Raw genomic sequence first — 2,382 nt, forward strand, 5'->3', positions numbered from 1 at the left:
CTACCGTTCAGGGGTTCGCAAAAAACAATCAGGGGTGGGGACATGAGCAAGACCGCATGGAAGCGCGCGGGTTTCTCGCTGACGGCGGTGGCCTTGGTCGCGGGTGCGGCGGGCTGCGGCACAACCAAGGGCGAGGGCGACCGGTCCGTGACGCAGGTGCTCACGGCCGCGTTCAACAAGACGTCCGACGCGAAGTCGGCCAAGTTCAAGATGACCATCACGCCGCCCGCGGGTGCCGCGGGCTCGGGGGCCGTAGAGGCGTCCGGTGTGATGGGCTGGAACCCGACGGTGATGGACATGACGGTGTCCGGGGCCGGGATGGGCGCTGCCGCCGGGGGCCCGGAAGAGATGCGCATGGTGTGGGTGAAGAACATCATGTACGTGGACGGGGGCGCCAAGCTGGCCAAGGAGATGGACGGCAAGCGCTGGATGAAGCTCGACCTCGCCGCCGCTGCCGAGCTGTCCGAGAACAAGGCGCTCCAGAAGCAGATGACCGGTGGCCTGGACTCCATGGACCAGGACCCCTCCAAGCAGATGGCCCTGCTGCTCGACTCGCCGAATGTGAAGCGCGTCGGCGAGGAGAAGATCGACGGCGTCGCCACGGAGCACTACAAGGGCACGCTGACCATGGAGGAGATGATCGCCTCCAACAAGTCGCTGAAGGTGCTCGACAAGAAGGAGCGCGACGACCTCATCGCCCAGATGAAGAAGGCGGGCATCAAGGGGTACGACACCGAGGTCTGGGTCAACAAGGACGACTACCCGGTCAAGATGGACATCGGCATCGACTCCGCCGAGGGCAAGATGAAGCTCGTCGCGACCTACTCGGACTACGGGGCCAAGGCGTCGGTCCAGGCTCCTCCGGCCGGTGAGACCACCGACCTGATGAAGCTGCTCAAGGAAATCGGCGAGAAGACCAAGGACCCGTCCGAGGCGTAGGGGCAGGGCACCCGAGAGTCACACCACCGGCAGGGGCGGCCCCGGGCAGGGGGCCGCCTGTCGCCAGGGACAGGGGCGATTTGCCTGGGCGGGCAGCGTTCGCGTAGTCTTCACCGGAAGCCAAAGACCGCTGGTCGTTGCCGTGTGCTCGTCAGAGAGCGCGGCAACCGAAGGATCCGCTGACTGCGGACGACCTGCGCAGGTGACTGTGGACAGCTCCCGGATTTCGCTTTCGGTCGAGCTACGCCCCGTGCGCCTGCGCCGGGGCGTTTCGTTTTGTTCGCCTTCTCCTTCGGGTCCGCGCGGTCCTCATCACCCGGAAGGAGGCCGACCCTCATGGCAAGGCCCGACAAGGCTGCCGCGGTAGCCGAGCTGACGGACAGGTTCCGCAGCTCGAACGCCGCTGTGCTGACCGAGTACCGGGGTCTCACCGTGGCCCAGCTCAAGGAGCTGCGCCGTTCGCTCGGTGAGAACGCCCAGTACGCCGTGGTGAAGAACACGCTGACCAAGATCGCGGCCAACGAGGCCGGGATCAACACGCTCGACGACCTGTTCAACGGTCCGACAGCTGTCGCCTTCGTCACCGGTGACCCGGTGGAGTCGGCGAAGGGTCTCCGTGACTTCGCCAAGGACAACCCGAACCTGATCATCAAGGGCGGTGTCCTTGACGGCAAGGCGCTGTCCGCCGATGAGATCAAGAAGCTCGCGGACCTTGAGTCCCGCGAGGTTCTGCTCGCCAAGCTGGCGGGCGCCATGAAGGGCAAGCAGTCCCAGGCTGCCGCGCTCTTCCAGGCGCTTCCGTCGAAGTTCGTCCGCACCGCGGAGGCGCTTCGGGCCCAGAAGGCCGAGCAGGGCGGTGCCGAGTAATTCGGCTCGCGCATTGATCCAGCGCCTCCCGCGCTGAATCGCAGCGGGCCGTCAGTACGCCCGCCGACACAGACAACCGGCACCAGCCGAATAGTGGAAGGATCGCCCATCATGGCGAAGCTCAGCCAGGATGACCTGCTCGCGCAGTTCGAGGAAATGACCCTGCTTGACCTTGCCGGGTTCGTGAAGGCGTTCGAGGAGAAGTTCGACGTCACCGCCGCCGCCCCGGCCGCCGTGGCCGTCGCCGGCCCGGGTGCCCCGGCCGCCGAGGCCGCCCCGGAGCAGGACGAGTTCGACGTCATCCTCACCGGCGCCGGCGAGAAGAAGATCCAGGTCATCAAGGTCGTGCGTGAGCTGACCTCCCTGGGTCTGAAGGAGGCCAAGGACCTCGTCGACGGCACTCCGAAGCCGGTCCTTGAGAAGGTCGCCAAGGAGGCCGCCGAGAAGGCTGCCGAGTCCCTCAAGGCCGCGGGCGCGTCCGTCGAGGTCAAGTGACCCCCTGAAGTCCCCCGGGAGCCCTCAGGGGCTCCCAGGGCCCGGCCCTGGGCTTTCTAAGGGCCGGGCCCCGCCGAAGGG

General features: G+C 66.8%; 3 protein-coding genes. All 3 read left to right on the forward strand.

The window, feature by feature from the left end:
- The first annotated feature begins 42 nt into the window (after positions 1–42).
- The 3 genes from ACWF94_RS38805 to rplL all read left to right on the forward strand — a co-directional run bounded on the left by ACWF94_RS38805 (position 43) and on the right by rplL (position 2,301).
- Positions 43–939: a hypothetical protein gene (locus tag ACWF94_RS38805; RefSeq protein WP_453499736.1), complete on the forward strand. Its 897-nt coding sequence runs from the start codon at positions 43–45 to the stop codon at positions 937–939.
- Between the two features lie 336 nt (positions 940–1,275).
- Positions 1,276–1,806: a 50S ribosomal protein L10 gene (rplJ, locus tag ACWF94_RS38810; RefSeq protein WP_453499738.1), complete on the forward strand. Its 531-nt coding sequence runs from the start codon at positions 1,276–1,278 to the stop codon at positions 1,804–1,806.
- A gap of 111 nt (positions 1,807–1,917) precedes the next feature.
- Entirely contained in the window at positions 1,918–2,301 is a 384-nt protein-coding gene (gene rplL / locus ACWF94_RS38815; RefSeq protein WP_453499740.1) for a 50S ribosomal protein L7/L12, read from the forward strand.
- The last annotated feature ends 81 nt before the right edge of the window (positions 2,302–2,382 follow it).

The sequence above is a fragment of the Streptomyces sp. NPDC055078 genome (assembly GCF_053607985.1).

Coding starts and splice junctions, on each gene's coding strand:
- rplL (WP_453499740.1), top strand. CDS start 1,918: ATGGCGAAGCTCAGCCAGGATGACCTGCTCGCGCAGTTCGAGGAAATG.
- rplJ (WP_453499738.1), top strand. CDS start 1,276: ATGGCAAGGCCCGACAAGGCTGCCGCGGTAGCCGAGCTGACGGACAGG.
- ACWF94_RS38805 (WP_453499736.1), top strand. CDS start 43: ATGAGCAAGACCGCATGGAAGCGCGCGGGTTTCTCGCTGACGGCGGTG.